The organism is Vibrio eleionomae, from assembly GCF_009874545.1.
Taxonomy (GTDB): domain Bacteria; phylum Pseudomonadota; class Gammaproteobacteria; order Enterobacterales; family Vibrionaceae; genus Vibrio; species Vibrio nitrifigilis.
Genome location: NZ_WEKT01000076.1, coordinates 1 through 19,131, shown reverse-complemented (window position 1 = coordinate 19,131; position 19,131 = coordinate 1). Strand labels below are relative to the sequence as shown.

At 43.1% G+C, this 19,131-nt stretch carries 17 protein-coding genes; 8 read left to right on the top strand and 9 right to left on the bottom strand.

Features of this window, described 5'->3' with window-relative positions:
- The first annotated feature begins 34 nt into the window (after positions 1 to 34).
- The gene (locus F9817_RS22145; RefSeq protein WP_202436554.1) at positions 35 to 1,444 is read left to right on the top strand and encodes a family 43 glycosylhydrolase; all 1,410 of its coding nucleotides are present in this window, start codon (positions 35 to 37) and stop codon (positions 1,442 to 1,444) included.
- A 174-nt stretch (positions 1,445 to 1,618) separates the two neighbouring features.
- Here the strand turns inward: F9817_RS22145 and F9817_RS22140 are convergent, their stop codons facing one another.
- From F9817_RS22140 to F9817_RS22130, 3 genes are all read right to left on the bottom strand, one after another.
- Complete coding sequence (locus F9817_RS22140) at positions 1,619 to 2,755, bottom strand: glycerate kinase (protein WP_161158381.1); 1,137 nt, start codon at positions 2,753 to 2,755, stop codon at positions 1,619 to 1,621.
- A gap of 12 nt (positions 2,756 to 2,767) precedes the next feature.
- Positions 2,768 to 4,036, bottom strand: coding sequence for a GntP family permease (locus tag F9817_RS22135; protein ID WP_161158380.1), 1,269 nt, complete (start codon positions 4,034 to 4,036; stop codon positions 2,768 to 2,770).
- Positions 4,037 to 4,174: 138 nt separating this feature from the next.
- Positions 4,175 to 5,290 (bottom strand): CdaR family transcriptional regulator, encoded by a 1,116-nt coding sequence (locus F9817_RS22130; RefSeq protein ID WP_161158379.1) that lies wholly within the window; start codon positions 5,288 to 5,290, stop codon positions 4,175 to 4,177.
- Positions 5,291 to 5,592: 302 nt separating this feature from the next.
- Here F9817_RS22130 and F9817_RS22125 point away from each other — a divergent pair, with 302 nt between their 5' ends.
- Together F9817_RS22125 and F9817_RS22120 are read left to right on the top strand one after the other, a co-directional pair.
- Positions 5,593 to 6,636, top strand: a complete 1,044-nt coding sequence (locus F9817_RS22125; RefSeq protein ID WP_161158378.1) for a purine-nucleoside phosphorylase — start codon at positions 5,593 to 5,595, stop codon at positions 6,634 to 6,636.
- Between the two features lie 358 nt (positions 6,637 to 6,994).
- Positions 6,995 to 7,639: a DVUA0089 family protein gene (locus F9817_RS22120; protein WP_161158377.1), complete on the top strand. Its 645-nt coding sequence runs from the start codon at positions 6,995 to 6,997 to the stop codon at positions 7,637 to 7,639.
- A 63-nt stretch (positions 7,640 to 7,702) separates the two neighbouring features.
- Here F9817_RS22120 and F9817_RS22115 read toward each other — a convergent pair whose 3' ends face one another.
- Positions 7,703 to 8,443 (bottom strand): dienelactone hydrolase family protein, encoded by a 741-nt coding sequence (locus F9817_RS22115; RefSeq protein WP_161158376.1) that lies wholly within the window; start codon positions 8,441 to 8,443, stop codon positions 7,703 to 7,705.
- Between the two features lie 222 nt (positions 8,444 to 8,665).
- On the opposite strand from F9817_RS22115, the gene F9817_RS22110 reads away from it, so the two are divergent.
- The 4 genes from F9817_RS22110 (at position 8,666) to F9817_RS22095 (ending at position 13,263) form a co-directional block, all read left to right on the top strand.
- A complete protein-coding gene (locus F9817_RS22110; RefSeq protein WP_161158375.1) occupies positions 8,666 to 9,052 on the top strand; it encodes a universal stress protein in 387 nt (128 codons plus the stop codon).
- A 401-nt stretch (positions 9,053 to 9,453) separates the two neighbouring features.
- Complete coding sequence (locus F9817_RS22105; RefSeq protein WP_161158374.1) at positions 9,454 to 10,167, top strand: gluconate 2-dehydrogenase subunit 3 family protein; 714 nt, start codon at positions 9,454 to 9,456, stop codon at positions 10,165 to 10,167.
- A gap of 2 nt (positions 10,168 to 10,169) precedes the next feature.
- Complete coding sequence (locus F9817_RS22100) at positions 10,170 to 11,942, top strand: GMC family oxidoreductase (RefSeq protein WP_161158373.1); 1,773 nt, start codon at positions 10,170 to 10,172, stop codon at positions 11,940 to 11,942.
- Between the two features lie 13 nt (positions 11,943 to 11,955).
- A complete protein-coding gene (locus F9817_RS22095) occupies positions 11,956 to 13,263 on the top strand; it encodes a cytochrome c (protein WP_161158372.1) in 1,308 nt (435 codons plus the stop codon).
- 173 nt (positions 13,264 to 13,436) lie between these two features.
- On the opposite strand, the gene F9817_RS22090 is transcribed toward F9817_RS22095, so the two are convergent.
- From F9817_RS22090 to F9817_RS22080, 3 genes are all read right to left on the bottom strand, one after another.
- Complete coding sequence (locus F9817_RS22090) at positions 13,437 to 14,276, bottom strand: alpha/beta hydrolase (RefSeq protein WP_161158371.1); 840 nt, start codon at positions 14,274 to 14,276, stop codon at positions 13,437 to 13,439.
- Positions 14,277 to 14,507: 231 nt separating this feature from the next.
- Positions 14,508 to 15,746: an MFS transporter gene (locus tag F9817_RS22085; protein ID WP_345789752.1), complete on the bottom strand. Its 1,239-nt coding sequence runs from the start codon at positions 15,744 to 15,746 to the stop codon at positions 14,508 to 14,510.
- A 285-nt stretch (positions 15,747 to 16,031) separates the two neighbouring features.
- Positions 16,032 to 16,364, bottom strand: coding sequence for an ATP synthase subunit e (locus F9817_RS22080; protein ID WP_161158369.1), 333 nt, complete (start codon positions 16,362 to 16,364; stop codon positions 16,032 to 16,034).
- 228 nt (positions 16,365 to 16,592) lie between these two features.
- Here F9817_RS22080 and F9817_RS22075 point away from each other — a divergent pair, with 228 nt between their 5' ends.
- Positions 16,593 to 17,552 (top strand): alpha/beta hydrolase, encoded by a 960-nt coding sequence (locus F9817_RS22075; RefSeq protein WP_161158368.1) that lies wholly within the window; start codon positions 16,593 to 16,595, stop codon positions 17,550 to 17,552.
- 153 nt (positions 17,553 to 17,705) lie between these two features.
- On the opposite strand, the gene F9817_RS22070 is transcribed toward F9817_RS22075, so the two are convergent.
- Together F9817_RS22070 and F9817_RS22065 are read right to left on the bottom strand one after the other, a co-directional pair.
- Positions 17,706 to 18,074 carry a VOC family protein gene (locus F9817_RS22070; RefSeq protein ID WP_161158367.1) on the bottom strand — a complete coding sequence of 123 codons (369 nt, stop codon included), beginning with the start codon at positions 18,072 to 18,074 and terminating at the stop codon, positions 17,706 to 17,708.
- 124 nt (positions 18,075 to 18,198) lie between these two features.
- Positions 18,199 to 18,861 carry a hypothetical protein gene (locus F9817_RS22065; protein WP_161158366.1) on the bottom strand — a complete coding sequence of 221 codons (663 nt, stop codon included), beginning with the start codon at positions 18,859 to 18,861 and terminating at the stop codon, positions 18,199 to 18,201.
- Positions 18,862 to 19,131 lie beyond the last annotated feature (270 nt).

Below are 19,131 nucleotides of genomic sequence, written 5' to 3'. Positions count from 1 at the left end.
ATTTAATACAAACGAGTTATACAAGGGAAACACAATGAAAACTATATATAAGGGTTTATTGCTATCCACTGCGGTGCTCACCACCCCGTTTGCGATGGCATTAGATAATGGGGTGTATACAATCACCTCCAAATACAGCAGTAAGTTATTGGAAACAACCAGCTGTCTAGAAGATGATGGGGATAACGTTGGTGTCTGGGAATCAACAGGTTACGACTGTCAAAAATGGCTCATCACTAACCAAGGTGATGACCAATATGCCATTATTAACTTAAATAGTGGCAAAGCGCTTGAAGTGTATGAATTTTCCGACGATAACGGCGCCAATGTTGATCAATGGGAATTCCATCATGAAACTGGCCAATTATGGACAATCGAAGAGAATGACGGCTATTACAGTTTTGTCAACGTAAGCAGTGGCAAAGCTCTAGACCTCTATGACTTCGATACCTCTAATGGTGCCAATGTTGACCAATGGACCTACACTGCCAACGATGCCCAATTGTGGACATTAGACAAAACCAAGGCGGTAGAATCAGAACCTTACGACCCTTCCGAAACCGGTGGTGATACTGACCACTGGGATTTATCGGGTAGCTTAGTCACTCACGATCCAACATTAACTTATGAAGATGGTATCTGGTGGGAATTCCAAACCAGTGATACAGGGATTGCAGGCAAGTATTCAACAGATGCATTAACTTGGTTTACTGCTGAAAACATCTTCGCTGATGGATTGGACTGGTGGACAACTTATGTGCCAGACAATGACGGTTTGAACGTATGGGCGCCAGATATTAAGTTCTATAACGGTACAGCGTGGATGTATTACGCCATTTCTACCTTCGGCTCCAACACATCTGCGATTGGTTTAACCTCGACAGACAGTATCGCAGGTGGGGACTGGGAAGATGACGGTATGGTCATCAATACCACAGAAGACGATGACGACTATAATGCGATTGACCCAGATTTGGTTGTTGCTCGTGATGGTTCACCTTGGTTAGTCTTTGGTTCATGGTTCTCAGGGATTAAACTCACCCGTATTAACCCTGAAACAATGAAACCATTTGGTCCCCTGTATGACCTTGCCTATCGTTCTGGTGGCATTGAAGCGCCAAGTATCATTTACCGTCAAGGCTACTATTACTTGTTCGTTTCGATTGGTATTTGTTGCCAAGGTGTTGATAGTACTTATCAAATTGCTTATGGCCGCTCAAAATACATCACAGGTCCATATGTCAATAAAGATGGCGATGAAATGCTAGATGGTAATGTTGAGATCTTCGACTCTGGTAACGATCGTTGGGTTGGTCCTGGCGGTGAGGATATCTTAAATACTGACGTCATCATCAGACACGCTTATGACGCTGATGATAGTGGTATCGCGAAAATGCTCATTAGTAAATTGAACTGGGATTCTGATGGTTGGCCAACATACTAACTCATGGTAAACCAATCCCCCCGCTACTTACTGTGATTAGAGGGCTCGCAATTCCATTTCGTTCCTAGCAGTAGTAACGACGTTTGAGAGTTAGGTTAGTGTTGCTTAACTCTCCTTTTTATTAAAAAAATGGGCGTCTTGTATAGCAAGACGCCCATTCATTATTAGCAATAATTAACGCTTAAATAGCACCATCATCGCAGCGATATTACGCGCGGTAAGTTCTAGGTTAGCCGCTGCATCTTTTAATGCTGTCGCCAAATCTGTTGCACCAGGAACGACATCAAATACCGCATCGATGCCGTGTTCATGCACAACACCACAGTCTTGTGACAAACATCCAGCCACACCGACTACTGGGATATTGACACTTTGGCATAGCTTAGCAACACCACTTGGTGTTTTACCGTGAATCGTTTGGCTATCGATACGGCCTTCACCAGTGATAACAACATCTGCACCTTCAATAGCTTGCGCTAGTTGAACCGCTTCGACAACGATATCAATCCCCGGCTTCATGGTTGCTTTTAACAATCCATATAGAGAGGCCCCAAGACCACCAGCCGCACCAGCTCCAGGTACATCTTTCACATTCACATCAAGCTGATGCTGCACAATATCAGCAAAATGATTGAGGTTAGCGTCCAACGTTTCGACCATCTCTGGTGTTGCCCCTTTTTGCGGACCAAACACATGCGATGCACCTGTAGGACCACACAGCGGGTTATTCACATCACAGGCAACATCAATCGTTATATCAGCCAAACGAGGGTCAAGCGCAGATAAATCGATCTTAGCTAACTTATTCAGTTCACCACCGCCGAAACCTAACTCTTCACCCTGCTCATCAAGGAATTTGATCCCCAACGCTTGGCACATACCAACACCTGCGTCGTTGGTTGCACTACCACCAATACCAAGAATGATGTGTTTAACATTTAAATCTAATGCCGCTTTAATCAACTGGCCAGTACCATAACTGGTCGTTTTGAGTGGATTGCGTAACTCACCCGTCGCAAGATGAATGCCCGACGCAGAAGCCATTTCAATCACAGCGGTTACACCGTCGCCCATCAAACCGTATTCTGCCGCCACATCTTGACCAGTAGGGCCAAGCACGGTTTCAGTACGCAATGTTCCTTGGCTAGAATCAATTAAAGATTGCACCGTTCCTTCGCCGCCATCAGCCATTGGTACCTTTACAATCTCAGCATCAGGAATCACTTTACGGATGCCTCGTTCTATGCTGTTGGCGACTTCTAACGCAGTCAAACTTTCTTTGAACGAATCGGGTGCAATAACAATTTTCATTTTTCTCTCCAATTAAAGTCCAAATACGTTAAACACACCGAATAGCAATACAGACACGATAGTCATTACTAAACCGACTAATGATTCGTATGGGACCAATTTTAAACGTTGGCCAATGTTCATGTTCACAGCACCGCCCGTCGCGTGGAAGAAGCTACCGTGAGGCATGTGATCTAATACCGTTGCACCGGCATGAATCATTGCAGCTCCCGCTAACCCTGGGACACCTAGTTCTAAAATAGTAGAACTAAATACGTTGGATGCGACAGCCGTACCTGCAGTCGTTGACGCTGTAGCTAACGACATCATGGCACCAGAAATTGGAGCTAATAAATAAGAAGGCAGGCCTGAGCTAGTTAGAAGGTCAATCAAACCTGATTTTAAACCTGAATTCGCGATGATACCGGCCAGTGTCCCCGTACCCATCAACATAATCGCAACCGGTGCCATGCGAGACAGACCAGAGACAGCGAAGTTATTAATTTCTTTTGTCTTCTTCATGGCGATAGCACCAACCAAACCACCAAGCGGTAAGGCAATCATAGGATCCACGTTGATACCAGCAATTGGACGCAGTGACAATGTCACAATAGCTACAAGCGGTGCTAAAATTGAGCATGCGAAGCTTGGTAAGTCACCATGGGTATGAGCAATCACTTCTTGTTCTTGAACTTTATTACCGTGATTAACCAAACGGCGAGATAACCAGTACGCAAAAATTAAACCACAAAGACCCGGAATAACCCCTGCCATCATGACTGATGTTAAAGGAACATGGAATGCATCTGATGCTGCGATTGCATTTGGGTTTGGTGACATAATGTTACCCGCTTTACCACCACCGATCATCGCTAGCAAAATGGCTGTTTTCGATAAGTTAGCACGACGACCAATAGCAAGCGCAATTGGAGCAACTGTAATAACAGCAACGTCAACGAATACACCAACCGCAGTTAAAATCATGGTTGCGATGCCTAACGCAAGCAAAGCGCGTGTTTCACCGACTTTTCTTACGATAGTTTCCGCGATACGAGTCGCAGCACCAGATTCGATAAGAACACCAGCAAGAACACCGGCTGCGAGAATGCGCAATACGGCTGTCACAATGCCCTGAGCACCGTGAATCATTAGCGTCACCGTATCAGTCAGTGAGACACCGCCCACGATGCCGCCGACAAGCGCACCTAAAATCATGCCGTACGCAGGTGGAACTTTCTTCAATATCAATCCAATAGCAACAACAAGAGCAGCAAACGCTCCCAAGGTAGAGACTTCGGTCATGATTCTTTCCTTATTTTTATATTTAGGGATTTATGCGGGCGATGATATTGATTGGCTTATGGGAGCTCAATGTCAAAATTGACAGTAAGGGATGCATATTCACAACGCATTTTGTGCACCTGCACAAAATGCTGTGCTTTATGAATAATATGTTATCGCAGTGTAAATCTTAAATAAGTCATCTAACCTATTGAAATCTAAGGATGTAACACTTTCTATTTTGGCTAAACGATAACGTAATGTATTACGATGAATACCAAGTTGTTTACACGTTTTAGGTTGATCACAATTCTGGCTTAAGTATGTCTTCATCGTGAGGATAAGCACCAAGTTGCTATCAACATTTTCTAATTGTGTCAGGGGTAAACGTAACTGATGACGTACCCACTCTTTGTCTTCTAGAGTACAAAATTGGTACTTGAAGACATTGTCATCGTACATCACCACTTTTTTACGAGAATCAATACGATTATCAAGCGCTAAACGCGCAGTCTGGTATGAAAGCGCAATGCCATTTAACCCAGGGAAAACACTGCCAAACGCCCCTCTGATCGATAGCCCCTTGTGATTTTCAAGATAACGAACCAACTCTTTTAGCCAAGTGTGTTTGTCTTTGTCATCATTTTTTAAAATCACAATTTCACGCTGAAATACCGACAATGTACTGACCAGTAGGCTTTTTTCATAGAGATAGATTTCCTCCACCAGCTCTTGAAACAGCGCTGTTGAAATAGGATCGGAACTGTTTATTTTTAATATTCCAACCACCTTAGCAGGTGAGAGATCGTATTTTACAAAGTCGGCAATATTGCTAACGTATTCTTTATCAGCATGTTTTTCTTGAATTAATAGTTCTAACAGGTCTTCTTTGTGTTTACTGACCGTATGAATTTTTGACATCAAATCCAAGTTTTCCAGAATGAGCTCGGTTGCCATACTCACTAAATGAGCGAGCTCTTCCACGACATCTAACGGACCATTAACCCCGATAACGCCAATAATGTCGCGTTTAAAATAGATGGGGATATTAATTCCCTCTTTGGCACCTTTACGTAACAACGCAGTATCACTGCTTAGTTTAACGACTTTTCCTGTCATCAATACTTCGAGTGCGCCGTCATGAAAAGTATGAACTCGGCTCACATCTGAAGAAGCAATAATCACCCCTTCATGATTCATCACATTAATGGGCAAGCCAACAATGGAATAAGACCGTTCGACAATTTTATTGGCCGTGTACTCATTTAATTGCAAAACAAACTCCCATTATGGTGGTAATACGTCGAACAGAGGATCGTTGTTCCCTGTCAAATCTGAGCGGCTGATAATATACGTTTCACTTGTGATAACCAATCTTATCCGCCCAATAACTGAGTAGTTTCTCATTTGTCTTGTTCATTTGGGAGATAAGTTCTCTGGTCTGGAACCTAGTTTGGGCATTTTTATTTGTTCGGACTTGTATTCTCCCTATTGAATATCGACACCGAACCATTCAAAATCAATTTATCAGTCAGCATGTTACGTGGTTAGCACCACTGCTTTTTAATAGGGATATTATGACATTTACATTTTCTAAACTTTCTCGAGCACTGTTTACCGTCGCCACTCTTTCTTCCTGTGCGGCTTTTACTGCAACGGCCGCACAAACGATCCCGACCATTACACCCAAGGTATTAGTTGTCACCATGTTCGGTAGTGAGGCGCAGCCTTGGTTAGAACATCAGCAACTGACGCAAAATTACGAGATCCCGGGTTTAAGCCGAGAATATCCAGCGTTACATTGCAACGAAACAGGGTTGTGCATGGTGACAACCGCGATGGGGTATGCCAATGCCTCGGCAACACTCACCGCTTTAGAATTCGCACCGCAAGTCGACCTCACAAACAGCTACATCATTATTGCTGGCATCGGTGGTGTCGACCCAGATCAAGGAACCCTTGGTTCCGCTCACTGGGCTCGCTACGCAATTGATGGCGGACTGACTCATCGCATTGACGCACGCCAAATGCCAAAAGACTGGACCACCGGTACATTTGCTCTCGGTTCCAATAAGCCCGGTGAAAAGCCGAAATGGAGCGCAGGGACTGAAGTTTTTCATCTTAATGATGCGTTAGTTGATAAGGCGTATGCCCTAAGTAAACACGTTGCCTTATTAGATTCTGATGCGGCTGATAAAGATCGCCAACAGTTTACCGATTCAGCCAAAGCTCAAAGTAAACCATTTGTCTCTATCTGCGATACAATCTCTAACGATACGTTCTGGGTGGGCTCGAAGATTGCGAAAGCGATGGACAATTACGCAGCAACCCTAACCGATGGCAAAGCGAATGTCTGTACCACCCAAATGGAAGATAACGCATCATTAACCGCTCTGCAGCGCGGGGCAGATGCAGATAAATTGGATTTTAATCGTATACTGGTGTTAAGAACGGCTTCAGATTTTGACCAAGAAGCACCGGGTCAAACACCAATTGAAGCGCTTGCAGCCAACGGTAGTGGCTATGAGCCAGCCGAGGTTAACGCTTATCGAGTTGCTAATGCTGTCGCAAGCAATATCATAATTCGCTGGGACGAGTGGCAAAATGGCACGCCCCAATAAATCTTGGCCATTAAACAATAACGAGGAGCCCTAGTGGCTCCTTTTCTTTATCTATGCTCCTACCATAAGCGTTACTGTCATAACGCTCTGATACACGGCACATTGTTGATATATCTATCCTTTAATTTTTTTACAGTCGCCGATTGGTAAAAATAACCACTATTTTCATCAGGTTTCGTGTATTACTAACCCAAATCCCCTTATTTATCTGTAAATTAGTGTCAGTAAAAATGACATACTACTTACCTAGCTCTTTCTAAGTTATTGATTTATATGCATGGCACAAACGATGCATTATTGGAACTAATATCACATTAAGTGTGATTATAAATCGAATAACAACATAGGAGTTGTGAAAGTGAAAACTGCGATTCGTCTATTCATACTTTGTATCTTGTTTGCATCTGGCTTTGCCCATGCCAGCTTCATTACAACAGGTACGCTCTATCAAACCGCTGCGGGTACTACCATTGATTATTGGTATTTCTATCTCGATTCAGACGAAACCATAACGATCAATTTATTAACCTATAGCAATACACCAACTGGCGATCATAACAACTACAGTAGCTCAACAGGTTTAGATACTGTCATCTCCCTTTACAGCAACGATGGTTCGCTTGATTTATCTGATTACATCGCTTACAACGACGATTCCGGCAGCGACGCTGCATCCAGTGATGGCAGCACCACCGATTTAGACTCATACCTCACCATCACCTTATCTGCTGGTGAATATGTATTGTTAGTCAGTGATTATGATTACAATGGAGATGGTTATAGTCTTGATGCCTATGATATTGCTTCCAGTATCAATTTCGGCGATCAATTAGAAACCAACGAGGGCTATGCTTCCTACCAGATCACTTGGAGTGATAACGTCTATCTAGAGACCCAATCGGATGATGATACCGACGTTCCCGAGCCTCCTGCTCTCTCCATTTTTCTTGTCGCTCTGTTAGGTGTTTATAAATTTCGTAATAAAGTCATACCACGCAATTAGCGCACGTAATTCTATTAAAACCAAAGGAGCCAAATGACTCCTTTGATGGTTAACTCACCTTAGCTATGCTTTCGTCTGCGCAGATAAAAATCTCGTCAAGGCTTGCCAAGATTTCTTATCGGCATCTGCTCGGTAACGATCACTACCAAATACAGTAAATGCATGCGGTGCACCGCTATAGGTAATCATTTCATGCGGAACATGATTTTGTTCTAATTCTGTGGCTAATTGAGCAAACTCCGACATAGGGATCGCGGTATCTGCGCTGCCATGTAATATCATAATGGGCGCTGTCGTGTTGGCATAGCTTTGTCCTTTGGGTGTGGCTAGCCCACCATGGAATGTGACAAAACCTTGCGCTTTCATGCCCGCTCGCGCCGATTCTAATACTGCAGCACCACCAAAGCAGTATCCCATCACCACCATATTATTGATATTACCGCCAAGCGCCGCAGCCTTTTCAACACCAGCGTTCATTAACGCTCTAAGCTTATCGCGGTTAGTATAAAGCTCTCCGGTATGTTGACGCTTGTCTGCCACCTTAGTAGGGCGAACCCCTTTGCCAAATAGATCTACTGCAAACACGTTGTAACCCAACTCATTCAACATCTTCGCTCGTTTCTCTTCATATTGAGTCAATCCATCCCAATCATGTACTAACACAACCAGAGGGGCATCATGACTTACTTTTGCCCAGTACCCTTGATACTGTTTACCATCCACTTTATACACCACATTTTCCCCAGCCAAAGCTAGTCCACTGATACAGGCAAGTAAGGTGATTGCAAATAATCGCAGTTTCATAATGACATCCTTAGTCTAACGAAGCGTATTGGTAATACGAGATATACCAAGAATAGCGCAGTGCAGTGATGACACAAGATGAGAACAAATCCATTGGTGTTTCGTGTTTGATCTTTACCGCTCACCGATCAACATCACTAATTAATGAGCACTTTCTGCATAAGTACCTCTTAATGACTAGACTCTAATTACGCACATAACATTCTCACTAGGAGACTCGTAATGAGCTATCAGCACATTTTAGTCGCGGTCGATTTAACCGAATCGAGTAAAAAACTCATTAGCAAAGCCGTAGAACAAGCCAAACCTCATCAAGCAAAACTCTCGATTGTCTATGTCGACATCGACCATATCATCAGTAACCCCAAGGAAGAACAGCACTACCTTCAACAATTAGATGAGCTTGTTGCTCATTGTGATTACCCGATTGCAGAGACATCTGTCGTCATTGGTGAACTGCATATGAAGGTTGCGGGGTTAGTTAAATCAGACAATATCGATTTGGTCGTCTGCGGGCATCACCATACATTAATGAGTCGCATGTTCAGCTCTGCCCCCAAATTGGTGAATAACGTCGATGCGGATTTATTAGTCGTTCATTTAGACTAAAAGCCACACGCATCGGCGGCGGCAATATAATTCGCAGTACGTAATAGCTCATCGGCCGAAACAACAGAGGAACGACGAGTAAATTCACTGAGTTGATGACGTTCCATCTGCCTAATAAGTCGGTGTGCGTTCGTGTGCCTGTCCTTATTAAAGCGATATCTCCCTTCTTTTATTCTCAATATAAATTCATTTACAAACTTATTATTCACACAAGAAATAACTAATTGAAATAATGTTAAATAGTTATTTATTTTGTATAAAATTTGTGACGAGTAGTTGATAGGCTTGAGTAAAATTGCGTTACCGTACTCCCACAGCGCAATGTTGATGTCGTCAATATTGGTCCGCTGAGATTCTACTATTTCTATAAAAATACAACTAAATACACTGGGAGTTATGAGATGAATTCTTCATCAACAGATACGTCCCGTCGTCGTTTTTTAAAAAATGCAATTATCACGGTATCAGCAACCGCTATCGGACCCAGTCTGATTTTTCCGGCCCTTGCGGATCCTATTACGCAAATTGACCTCGACGCATACAAACCTATTTTCTTTAGTGGTGACGAATGGACCTTCTTACTAGCAGCAGTCGATAAACTGATCCCTGCTGATGAGCATGGTCCTGGCGCATTGGAAACCAATGTGCCGATTTTTATTGACCGACAAATGCAAGGTCGTTTTGGTCAGGCAAAAGACTGGTACATGCAACCCCCCTTTGCCCCCAACGCGGCGCCAGAATTTGGCTATCAATCCCCTTTAACGCCCGCGCAAACCTACCGCCTCGGCATAAAAGCAACCAATCTCTACTGCCAACAACAGTGGAATAAACCCTTTGCTAAGTTAGCCGCCGCCCAGCAAGTTACGGTACTGACTAACCTGCAAAAAGGCATCATCAAATTTGATGATGTCAGTGCTTCTCAATTCTTCGCGTTTTTGTTGCAGAACACAAAAGAAGGCTACTTCGCCGACCCAATTCACGGTGGCAACAAGCATATGGCGAGCTGGAAAATGATCGGCTTTCCTGGTGCACGCGCCTCATATAAGAAATGGGTGACCCAACCTAACGTCGAATACCCGCTAGGCCCAGTTAGCATTGAAGGAGAGAGAGGATAATTATGGCACGTCAGGAAAAACCCGTAGATGTGGTAATGGTCGGTCTTGGCTGGACCAACTCTATTATGGGAATGGAATTGACCGATGCAGGGTTAGATGTACTTGCACTGGAACAAGGCGATGATCGAGATACTGTTCCCGATTTTTCATATCCAAAAATGGCCGATGAGCTCACCTACGGCGTACGTTATAAATTAATGCGCAAACCCGCACTCACGACCGTTACCGTGCGCCACTCTATCGATGAAGAAGCGTTACCCTATCGTCATCTCGGCTCATTTTTGCCTGGAGATGGCGTTGGCGGCGCAGGATCGCATTGGAATGGCCACTCTTGGCGTCCAATGCCAGAAGAGCTACGTTTACGTAGTTATGTTGAAGAAAAATTTGGTCAAGACATTATTCCCAAAGACATGACGATTCAAGATTTTGGCGTCACGTATGATGAACTTGAACCTCACTTTGATTTCTTTGAAAAAGTGATGGGGGTATCAGGCCAGGCCGGTAACATCAAAGGAGAGATTCAGCCCGGAGGCAACCCATTTGAAGGGCCGCGGCGAAATCCGTATCCATTACCGCCATTAGTTCGTACATTAAACGACAGCATGTTCGCGGCCGCTGCCAAAGAAAAAGGCTTTCATCCTTTTCCTCTGCCAGCAGCCAATGCATCTGAAGCATACACGAACCCTTATGGAATGCAGCTTGGGCCATGTAACTTTTGTGGTTTTTGCGAACGTTATGGCTGTATCAACTATTCCAAAGCATCACCACAAACCTGTGTGCTTGGCGCATTGAAACAACGTAAAAACTTTCACTACCGCACCCAATGTGAAGTGACCAAGGTTAACCTCGATAAATCAGGTAAAAAAGCGGTAGGAGTCACTTATATCAACGGTGAAGGCGAAGAAGTTTTTCAACCCGCTAGCATGGTGATTGTCGGAACTTTTGCCTATAACAATGTTCGCTTATTGTTACTTTCTGGTATCGGTCAACCTTACGATCCGGTCCGTAATACTGGTACTGTTGGTCGCAACTATGCCTATCAAATGACCGGTGGTGCAACCTTGTTTTTCAAAGATAAAGAATTCAACCCCTTTATCGGTGCTGGCGCAAACGGCGAGATCATTGACGACTTTGCTACTAACCGTATCGATTTTCGCAAAGAGGGCTTTATCGGTGGCTCCTATATGAATGCTGGAATGACGAATGGGCAACCAATTCGTAGTATGCCTTTGCCAACTGGAACTCCAAGTTGGGGGTCTGAATGGAAAAAAGCAGTGAAAGAAAACTATGGCCACGCGATGAGCATTGGTTCTCACGGCTCGAATATGTCGTATCGTGACTGCTATTTAAGCCTAGACCCTACCTATAAAGACCGCCATGGTTTGCCACTGCTACGTATGACATTTAACTGGAAAGACAACGACATCAAAATGACCCAATTTATGAAACGCCAAATTGAGTCGATTGTGGACGTTATGCATCCTGATAACGTGAAATACAGCTTTAAAGATTTTGGGGTTAAATACGATGTCCGACCTTACCAAACCACTCACAACGTGGGTGGCGCAATCATGGGAACGAATCCTAAAACCAGCGTGTTGAATCGTTACCTTCAAAGTTGGGATGTACACAATGTGTTTGTGATGGGTGCCAGTGCCTTTCCACAAAACATTCAATACAACCCTACTCTATTAGTTGGTGCACTTACTTATTGGTCGGCCAAAGCGATTAAGGAAAAATATCTGCCTAATCCTGGCCCACTGGTTCAGGCATAAGGAGGAACGACATATGAAAACACTCATTACATTAGGGTCGTTACTTTCTGTTCTTTCTGTGGCTAGTTATGCAGCAAGCCCAACGAATCCGGATAACCAGCAGATTAACCAAGGTGAATACATAGCGCGAGCCAGCGATTGCGTCGCTTGCCATACTGCAGAAGGTGGCAAGAATTTTGCCGGAGGTCTTGCTATTGAAAGCCCGTTTGGCAAAATCTATTCCACTAACATTACCCCTAGTAAAACCCATGGGATCGGCAATTATAGCTATGCACAATTTGAACAAGCGCTACGCCATGGTGTAAGAGCTGATGGCTCACATCTCTACCCTGCCATGCCTTATCCTGATTACGCTAAGCTTAAAGATGATGATGTAAAAGCATTGTACGCCTATTTCATGCATGGGGTTGATCCTGTCGATGAAGATGCACCGAAAACCGATTTAAGTTTTCCGTTTAATCAACGTTGGGGCATTCGTTTTTGGAATTGGGTTGCAGCCGATGCCTCGCCTTATCAAAATGATGCGAAACAATCAGAAGCATACAATCGCGGCGCTTACCTCGTACAAGGGCCTGGCCACTGTGGCAGTTGCCATACACCGCGCGGTTTAGTATTTCAGGAAAAAGGGTATGACCACAAAGGTGGGGATTTCCTTTCTGGCGGTATGATCGGCATTTGGCATGCACCAGATTTACGTGCAGGTAAAGGCGGTGCCCTAGAACACTGGTCAAAAGAGGATATTGCAGAGTATCTAGCCACCGGACGTAATGTTCACTCTGCCGTTGCAGGTGAAATGACATCGGTAGTCGAGCACAGTTTAAGCTATCTAAACGACAGTGACTTAGATGCAATCGCTACTTACCTCAAAACTCTCCCAGGCGATGGCACGACTAAAGCGATATCAACTAATGAAGATAACGCTACCACGGCCAAGCTGGTTAGCGGTAAATACCCAGTTAATTCAGGAGAACGGCTGTACGTTGATAACTGCAGTGCCTGTCACTTCAGTAATGCCAAAGGTGCACCGAGAGTCTTTCCTGCTCTTGACGGTAATTCGTTAGTCAATGCGCAAGACCCAAGTGGTTTGATTCACGTCATTCTTGCAGGGTCAACGCTGCCTTCAACACCTAAAGCTCCAGAAGCACTGGCAATGCCGGGATTTGGCTGGCGTTTAAGTGATGAAGAAGTAGCAAAACTTGCCACTTTCCTACGAAGTGGTTGGCATAATAAAGCCCCGTCGGTCAGTGCGGATGATGTAGCGACGATTCGTAAAACCATCCCTAAATCAGTATTAGAAGCCGATAAGCCCAACGTCGAATAGGTTTGCATCTAACGTAATAAAAAAGGACACACAACGTAAATAGTGTTGTGTGTCCTTTTTTATTTTTGTTAAGTATCTGTCCCATTGATGTCTATTTCGCTTTATTTCGTTTGCCCTACATTTGTAAGTACAGATAACTTAGCCATAAACACGGCACCATAGAGGTAATGTATTCAATGTATAAATTCAGTCATATCATTTAAAGCTGTCGCCTTACCCGGATAAAACCACATTTGGTTAGCCAAAATATCCACATGTCCAACCCCCGAGTAGATTTTGCTTTCTACAACAACGCCTTTTTGACGACACTTTTTAACAAGGGCATCAAGATTTTGCCGACCCACTTCTTTATCTTTATCCCCCCAAAGTAACAACATCGGCGGTTCTCTACCATCTATAAACGTCGTAACCTGCATTTGGGAATATTGCTCCGGTGGTGCAAAGATGGCTTTTAAATCATCAGCTTTAGGTACAAAATCGTAAGGTCCCGCTAGGCCAACAAATGCTGTAATGACCGAATGATGTTTCCCTAGGGCTTCTAAATAACGCTCATCAGCCGTAAGTAACGCTCCTATGTGGGCTCCAGCAGAATGACCAGCCACAACAATTTTGTTCCGATCGCCACCATATTCTTGGATATGATCATCGACCCAAGCTAACGCTTTCGCTCCATCTTGCACAAAGACCGGAAATCGCACTTGCGGATATTTACGATAGTCTGCGATCACTGTAACGAACCCTTTATTAGCGAGTTTATTTCCAAGGAATGCATACATATCCTTTGAACCCGACTCCCAACGTCCGCCATAAAAAAACACAATGACGGGGTAAGGAGACGATTCTTGTTTAGCTGGGATATAAACATCCAGCTTTTGCTTAGATGCATCGTCAAAAACGATATTTTTTATGATGCGGTTATCACTGAACTTTGCAGGAAGATTTGCCAACTGCAACCCCACCTTTGTACATGCAGAGAGCATTAATACGCTCATCACAATAAAGATTGCCCTCATATAACCCAACCATCTCCCATTGATAGCAGCCCGAACAGCACCCATCGCAAATGCCATACTAAGGTAATAGCAGACAATACCCCCAAATGCATCAACCACCTTTAATAAAATAAAAAAGACACACAATGTAAATGATGTTGTGTGTCCTATTAAAATCAACAAATTGGCTTTGATGTTAGAAAAATTTAAGACGGAACAAAAACGTGACTGTTCCGCTTACGTAGCTTGGGGTTAACTGACCAACACTTTTTCTTCACGCTGATGAATAGACACTATCGCAAACAAACTGACGCCAGAAATAAGGCCCAATAATGCTAAACATCCACTAAAAATACCCATTGAAAAGCTGTCTAAACTCAAATACCAACCGGTAATCCAATTACCAAGGAAAGCCATAACGCCACCAGCACACGCATAGAGCCCATAATAACTGGCCATTTCACGGCGAGGAGCGAAGTTCGGAATATAGGAATACATCACGGGAAACGAAAGCATAGTGCCAAAACTAAATAACGCCGCATACAAAATAAAAGGCAGTGCTAACATAGGTTCGTAATGCCACTGCAATGCCAAATAAGCACACCCCATCAAACTCATACCTATCCCCATCGAAGGCGCATCCCCAAGCCTGGTGACAATCCATTTACTCACCGGCAATTGGCAGAACACACCTAATATTGAGGTGGTCATAAATACCATGGTTAAGATCGATTCATTTCCTGTCATTACATGAATTTGATGCGGTACACTTAAATAGAGTTGATGAAACAAAATACTGTTAACAGAAGCGGCTAAAATAAACTTCATGAACATCGGCTTACGAATCATGCTGCCCCATTGTCTCCAAAAGGCAAAATCCGCGGTTTCCTCTTCACTCTCGGCACTAACCCGCTGCTCGGGTAAATAAAACCACTGTAATACCAATAGCAACGCAAAAATCGCAGCTGCAGATAAACCGATCGACATAAAACTCCAGCTTAGCAGAGTAAGGCCCGCCAACGGTCCTAATAACATTCCGCTTTCTCCGGCCATCTTTTTCAAGGAAAAGACTTGATTACGCACTCGAGCATCAGGATATTCCGAGGCCAAATACGCATCGCTGCTTGGAGTGAACAGAGCGCCTGCAAATCCAGTAAACATTGCGCCGAGAATTAACCATGCAAAGGTTTCGCCCATACCTAGCATGATAAACCCGAGAATACGCACCGAACATCCGAGTAGAATCAGAGGCTTGTATCCAAAACGGTCGCCTAATGTCCCGCCAATAAGAAACAGCCCCTGTTGGCTTAAAACACGTAAGCCAATAATGATTCCGACATGCCAGCTAGTCAGCCCTAATTGGTAGAGATGATCGGCTAAATATGGCAGTAACATATAGAAACCGAGATGAAAGGAAAAAGAATTAATAATCAGAACCTTAGAGGGTGCTGTTAGAAGAGAAAATGCGCTTAAGCGACGCAAGGAGAACACAATATAACCTCGGGATTAAACATGGTGCATACAATCGTACGCTGGGCCGATAATCATTGAAGTATTAATCAAGTGTAAACCAACGTAAAGGCCTGATGATAAAAATAATTTGCTCGTGATTAATCTAAAGTACCCGAGAATAAAATGGGGCTATAAACTGATATACCAAACTTCTATATAGGCTTGCATTTCTTATAATAAAAATGTGCAATAAAAAGGACACACAAGGTAAATGATCCTTTTGTGTCCTTTCTATATTCAATTTACATTGGCGAGTATGTGCGCTTAGGATTTCACTTTTTTCTTTTTGCCGTATTTAGCGTTATAGGCTTTTTTACTTAACTTTTTATCTTGCTCTATTTGATCGTCTTTGGATGCACGTTTTTTCAAGCGTGACCATTGGAACAGGCCATATAGCACACCACACAAAATCCAAATGATGGAAGCTTTAAGTAAATAGATACCAGTGAAAATGTTTTCAACATCCATGGTGTAAGTCAAAATGGTTTCCATGATAAAAACCGGTACGGTAAACAACAAAATACCACGGATGCCAATAAATTTATAAATACCTTGCTGCTTCGCTTGTGCCCAGCGTAATTGATCTGGCGTTTTCATCTTCTAGATATTCCTAACATCATAATTTATCGTTAATTTACCTCATCAACATGAAAAATTTAAGAGATAAGATCAAACATCTGCACATTGTAGTGCGTTTAAACGCGATTATTTTTTGCAATAATTACGAGCACATTTCCTTTGTCGTTCAAAAAGGGAATGTACCTAACACATTTATAGGGCGCTCTTTGTTAACGTAATCCTCTTCCTTTTGGCCGAGTAAATAACATGAAAACCCACCAGATAATTCGATGTTTAGGCTATACGATAACATTGGCAGCAAGCGCTTTGAGCTTACCTGCCTCGGCAGCAAACTTAACGGTATCGCAGCACTTTTCTATTTGGCCAAGCACGACTGCAAATACTACTACGACAGAAACGGTGATTGAACGTAGCAAATCCCCTTCCGTCCATGACCGTGCTTGGATCAATATTAACAAGACAGAACTTCTCTCATTTCCGACGCAAAAACCGAGCAGCTGCAGCATTATTATCGCCCCTGGTGGTGGCTACAAACGAGTGGTATTTGATAAAGAAGGTATCGATATGGTGCCCGATCTTAACCAGCACGGATTAAACGTATTTATCTTGAAATATCGGCTTCCAAGCGACTCCGCTTCTGATCGTGAATGGCAACCGCTGGAAGATGCACAACGGGCGGTGCGTTATATTCGCGCCCATGCGAAAGAGTGGCAACTGAATAATCAATGTGTGGGTGTATTAGGCTTTTCTGCGGGCGGACAACTAGCCTCTAGTTTAGCAACTCAATTTGACCGAAAGGTTTATCAACCCATCGATAACATAGATACTTTTTCTGCTCGGCCCGATTTTGTCGGCTTAATTTACCCCGTCATTACCATGGAAAAGAAATACGCTCACAACAGCACTCGCAAAATATTGCTCGGGAAGTCGCCAACCACAACACAAATTGACGATCACTCTGCTGAAAAATGGGTCAGTGACGCGACTCCCCCAACCTTTATTGGATTGGCGAACGATGACAAATCGGTGAATCAAATGAACAGCATTCTGTATTATGAAGCGCTTCATAAGCACCATATTCCAGTTGAAATGCATATCTTTCAGAGTAGTGGTCACGGATTTGGTATCCGCAATGCCAAAGGAACCGCTAAAGAGTGGCTTCCCTTGTTTAACCAATGGTTAAAACAAAACCATTTTGTTGGTTGATGAACATACCAGTTTGGTCATTGACATCAAAGCAACCAACTGGGAATAATGCCCCTCTCTTAGATTCATTATTCGACTAAAAGTAGGGGTGGATAATTTCTAGCATGGTATCGCTTTGGTTAGGAGATTAAAGATGTGTGTGCTTCTTATTTTTCATTGAAATTTTTGTTCGGTGACATTGCTGCGTAGACCAATTAAGTTGCCAAACGGATCTTCCAATTGGCACATGACTAGCCCATTTTCAATTTCCATAGGGCTGCGATAAAGTTTTGCGCCTAGAGATTCAAAATGTTTGAGTGCCGCATCTAGTTCGAGTACCGACCAATATAGAACGGTTCCATATTTCCCGGCCCCAACCTTCTCATCAGCTTGAACTATTTCGAGCGAAAAACCGTCAAGTTCAAGTACAGTAAAGTCTGAGTCTGAATAATAAATAGGGGTCGCAGACGGAAAGGCTTTTTTATACCAAGCGAGTCCCTGCGCTACATTTGGGACATGGATGAGAATAGCAATTGGATTCAAGTTTTCCTCCTGTCACCTAACGCAGCATTAATAAGTAGTGAGCAACGCTAACACCTTACCTAATCCATTGTACCGTAAACACAAAACCCAACGATGGAATGAAAATACATCAAACATTTAACGCTTAACACCATAGTCTCTTGTTATGCTTAATTTCACGAACCGCATCAATTAAACCATACAAAAGCAACGAATCTTGTACACGAGCCGCTGGATGCGCATACATTACAACAGGTTTATTCTGATGATTAACGAACCATTTTATACCTCTTGAAGTTTCATAAACTTGTTCATCGTTTAAATCCAAAGCAAACCGTAAATCCCAGCCAGTGCCACAACAAATGGTCAAATCAGCGTTATAAATATCATATTGCTCGTTTATAAATTTCTTATCTTCAGCAACAACTGCATCGAAATTAGCTCGTACCGTTGTATGAGTGCCTGGTGATTTCTTAAGATTCATTGCACATATCGTTCGTAAAGTATCAACTCTTTGCTTTTCAGAAACTGATTCCAAATCAATCCATGGAATATCAGCGTTTCCATTATTAATACTTTGAACCCAACGAGTTACATTATTCCATGTTTGAGCTCGAGAGCCGGTACGGATAAACTCTCTTAAATCCCAACCACCACCATGCACATCGTTCACTTCTTTAAGAACAAAACAAAGCTTAATTTTAGAATTTAAATAATCTTGTTCGGAAACAACTCCATCGGAAACAAAACCAATTCGATTATTTTTCCACTTATTGAATAATTCCGACTCTCTTTCTGTAATGTTCATAATTCCTCATTACGCATAACGCATAACGCATAACGCATAACGCTGAGAACAGTCGCAAAAATACATGGCGCTATATTTTGGGAACCAAAATTCGTGACATGTATTTTTGTCAATTGATTCGATTTATAGTTACTCCATTCCACAACTTCTGGTTTACCAAAACCAATGAAAGGTGGAACATGCTTCTACTGATTACGAATATGCATGCGAAAAGCATTCGATGCTCATAACAATACATTCGAACCAGTAGAGGCAACTCGATTTCATCAC

Excerpts from the sequence above, each read along its gene's own strand:
- F9817_RS22075 (WP_161158368.1), top strand. The coding sequence starts at position 16,593 with ATGAAAACCCACCAGATAATTCGATGTTTAGGCTATACGATAACATTG.
- F9817_RS22110 (WP_161158375.1), top strand. The coding sequence starts at position 8,666 with ATGAGCTATCAGCACATTTTAGTCGCGGTCGATTTAACCGAATCGAGT.
- F9817_RS22105 (WP_161158374.1), top strand. The coding sequence starts at position 9,454 with ATGAATTCTTCATCAACAGATACGTCCCGTCGTCGTTTTTTAAAAAAT.
- F9817_RS22125 (WP_161158378.1), top strand. The coding sequence starts at position 5,593 with ATGACATTTACATTTTCTAAACTTTCTCGAGCACTGTTTACCGTCGCC.
- F9817_RS22145 (WP_202436554.1), top strand. The coding sequence starts at position 35 with ATGAAAACTATATATAAGGGTTTATTGCTATCCACTGCGGTGCTCACC.
- F9817_RS22080 (WP_161158369.1), bottom strand. The coding sequence starts at position 16,364 with ATGAAAACGCCAGATCAATTACGCTGGGCACAAGCGAAGCAGCAAGGT.
- F9817_RS22090 (WP_161158371.1), bottom strand. The coding sequence starts at position 14,276 with ATGAGGGCAATCTTTATTGTGATGAGCGTATTAATGCTCTCTGCATGT.
- F9817_RS22065 (WP_161158366.1), bottom strand. The coding sequence starts at position 18,861 with ATGAACATTACAGAAAGAGAGTCGGAATTATTCAATAAGTGGAAAAAT.
- F9817_RS22095 (WP_161158372.1), top strand. The coding sequence starts at position 11,956 with ATGAAAACACTCATTACATTAGGGTCGTTACTTTCTGTTCTTTCTGTG.
- F9817_RS22140 (WP_161158381.1), bottom strand. The coding sequence starts at position 2,755 with ATGAAAATTGTTATTGCACCCGATTCGTTCAAAGAAAGTTTGACTGCG.
- F9817_RS22115 (WP_161158376.1), bottom strand. The coding sequence starts at position 8,443 with ATGAAACTGCGATTATTTGCAATCACCTTACTTGCCTGTATCAGTGGA.
- F9817_RS22100 (WP_161158373.1), top strand. The coding sequence starts at position 10,170 with ATGGCACGTCAGGAAAAACCCGTAGATGTGGTAATGGTCGGTCTTGGC.
- F9817_RS22135 (WP_161158380.1), bottom strand. The coding sequence starts at position 4,036 with ATGACCGAAGTCTCTACCTTGGGAGCGTTTGCTGCTCTTGTTGTTGCT.